Annotated in this window: 4 protein-coding genes; all 4 read right to left on the minus strand. The window is 67.1% G+C overall.

The features are described 5' to 3' along the window. Window positions 1-401 (minus strand): ATP-binding cassette domain-containing protein (locus OCV80_RS11110; protein ID WP_267288404.1); only part of this gene is annotated, 401 nt, incomplete at its 3' end. After that, window positions 401-1,165 (minus strand): ABC transporter permease, encoded by a 765-nt coding sequence (locus OCV80_RS11115; protein WP_021752003.1) that lies wholly within the window; start codon window positions 1,163-1,165, stop codon window positions 401-403. The genes OCV80_RS11115 and OCV80_RS11110, both read right to left, overlap by 1 nt. 70 nt (window positions 1,166-1,235) lie before the next feature. After that, window positions 1,236-2,270, minus strand: coding sequence for an ABC transporter substrate-binding protein (locus tag OCV80_RS11120; protein ID WP_449588462.1), 1,035 nt, complete (start codon window positions 2,268-2,270; stop codon window positions 1,236-1,238). Between the two features lie 11 nt (window positions 2,271-2,281). Continuing rightward, entirely contained in the window at window positions 2,282-2,548 is a 267-nt protein-coding gene (locus OCV80_RS11125; RefSeq protein WP_025545700.1) for a TM1266 family iron-only hydrogenase system putative regulator, read from the minus strand. Window positions 2,549-2,571 lie beyond the last annotated feature (23 nt).

Genomic DNA, 2,571 nt, shown 5'->3' on the forward strand with positions numbered 1-2,571 from the left:
GCCAGCAGCGCCCGTGCCAGGGCCAGCCGCCGCTTCATGCCGCCGGAGAACTCCCGCACCGGCTGCGCGCCCGTGTCCGGCAGGCCCAGCCGGTCCAGCAGGGCCCGGGCCGCGGCGGGGTCATAAACCCGGCCCAGCACAAACCGGAGATTGCCCTCAGCGGAGAGGTGCTCCAGCAGCCGGTCCTCCTGGAACACGGCGGTGAGCCGCTTTCCCGCAAGCCCCTCCACCGTGCCGCTGTCCGGCCGCTCCAGCCCCAGCAGGATGCGCAGCAGGGTGGTCTTGCCGGTCCCGGAGGGCGCCATGACGGCCGTAATGCCGGGTCCCGCAGTAAAGGTCAAGTCCCGCAGCACCGTCCGGCCCCCGAAGGATTTGCACAGGTGCTTCACCGCAATCTCCATCAGCTGCCCGCCTTTCTCACTGCGGCGTCCACCAGGCGGAGGAACAGCCGCTCGAATATCACCGATACCGTCACGATCACCGCCGTCCAGGCGAAGAGGTCTCCGGTCTGGAAGTACACCTTGGCGGTGTACAGCGCCTCGCCGATAGACCCGGCAGGCAGGCCGATGACCTCCGCCGCCGCGCCGGACTTCCAGCACAGGCCCAGCCCCAATGACACGGCGGAGCGGAAATAGGGCAGCACCGCCGGCAGGTAGATGCCCCGCAGCTGCCGGGAGACCGGCACCCGGAACACCCGGGCCATCTCCAGCAGCTGCCGGTCCGTGTGCCCGATGCCCTCCAGCACGTTCAGATACACCGGCGGGAACACCATCAGGGCAGAGATCAGCAAAGACAGGTTCTCCGACGAGAAGAAGATCAGCGCCAGGATGATGAAGGACACCACCGGCACCGCTTTCACCACCGCCACCAGGGGGCTCAACAGGTCCCGGATCCACTGGAAACGGGCCGCCAGCGGTGCCAGCACCGCCGCCAGCGCGCAGGCCAGGAGAAAGCCCCCCAGGATGCGGAGGGAGGAGAAGGCCACCGCCTGCCAGAAGGCCGCCGTGCCCGCCAGGGCCAGCAGCCGCCCCAGCGCCTGCACCGGAGAGGCCAGCAGCAGCATCCGCCCGCCGGTGGTAGCCGCCAGGGCCAGACTGGCCCCCTCCCAAACCAGCAGCCAGAAGGCCGCCGCCCACAGCCGGACAGAGCCTGTTCGCCGCTTCATCTGCCTCCCCCTTTCTCCTGGAAACCACTGCGCCCCGGGTGTTCCCGGGGCGTGGAAAATTTGTCAGCCGTTACGCGCCGTAATAGAAGTCGTCGTTGGGCATACCGCCGCCCACGGATTCTGCGTCCTGCTCCCACAGCACGCTCAGATAGCCGGACAGCATATCCATCATCTCCGTGCCGGTGACGCACACGATATTGCAGTAAGGCAGGGCCTTCTCCGCCACAGTAGCGTCCACGATATCATAGCCGCCAATCAGCTCCGCCGCCTCGGCGGTGTTGGCGTTCACCCAGTCCACGCTGGCGCTGTACTGCTCCAGGAAGTCGCTGACCGCCGCCGGGTGCTCTTTCACGAAGTCTGCCCGGGCCACCACCACGCCGGTGAGCAGGGCGGAGCCGTTGTCCAGGGCGTCCCACTCCTCTGTCAGGTCCAGGGCCACCCGCAGGTCCGGCAGCTGGGTCTGGGCCACGGTGACGAAAGGCTGGGGCAGCATGGCGATGGTGGCCGCGCCGGATGCCAGGGATGCCACGCATTCGCTGTGCTCGCTCTTCCAGTCGATGGTGACGCCGGTGTCCGGGTCGATGCCGTTCTCCGTCAGCAGATACCGCAGGGCGTACTCCGGCGTGGAGCCCTTGCCGGAGGCCACGATGGTCCGGCCCGCCAGATCCGCCATGGACTGGACGGAATTGCCGTTCTCCACGATATACAGCACGCCCAGGGTATTCACCGCCAGGGTGACGATGCCGCCGTCCGTCCGGTTATACAGCACGGAGGCCAGGTTGGCCGGCACGCAGGCGATGTCCAGCTCCCCCTGCATCAGCTTGGGGGACACCTCGTCGGCGGAGGCGGCCAGGGTGAACTCATAGGTGTTTCCGCCGCCAGCGGTCACCACATTCTCCTTATCCTCCAACGCTTCCCCCACAGGAGCATAGTCGCTCATCAGCTTCACCATGCCCATGGCGGTGGGTCCCTTCAGGGCCGCCACCCGGACGTTGACGGACTCCTCCGCGGGCGTCTCGCCCTCCTTCCCGCCACAGGCGGCCAGGGTCAGGCACATAACCAGGGCTAGGCAGGCCGCCAGACTCTTCTTCATCCACTGTTTCATCTTCTGTTTCCTCACTTTCCTTGTTGCAGCGCATCCTCCGGCGCGTAAACGGTCTTGGCCGTGATCCCCGCCAGCCGGCCGATCTTGCCGGACAGGGCGGAGATGGCGTCCGCCGGTGCGTCCACCGCCACGCTGATGATGTTCACGCCCCGGGCGTGGTAGGGCACCCCCATCCGCCCGATGATATAGGGGGCGTACTGGTGCAGCAGCTCGTTCAGCGCCGGGACAGAGGCCGTGTCCCGGACGATGATCGCCAGCACGGCCACACGGGTCTCCACAGAGGATTCCTCCTTTTTCCAAA

Origin of the sequence: Oscillibacter acetigenes (assembly GCF_025567605.1) — a bacterium.
Taxonomy (GTDB): domain Bacteria; phylum Bacillota; class Clostridia; order Oscillospirales; family Oscillospiraceae; genus Oscillibacter; species Oscillibacter welbionis.

Excerpts from the sequence above, each read along its gene's own strand:
- OCV80_RS11115 (WP_021752003.1), bottom strand. The coding sequence starts at position 1,165 with ATGAAGCGGCGAACAGGCTCTGTCCGGCTGTGGGCGGCGGCCTTCTGG.
- OCV80_RS11120 (WP_449588462.1), bottom strand. The coding sequence starts at position 2,270 with ATGAAACAGTGGATGAAGAAGAGTCTGGCGGCCTGCCTAGCCCTGGTT.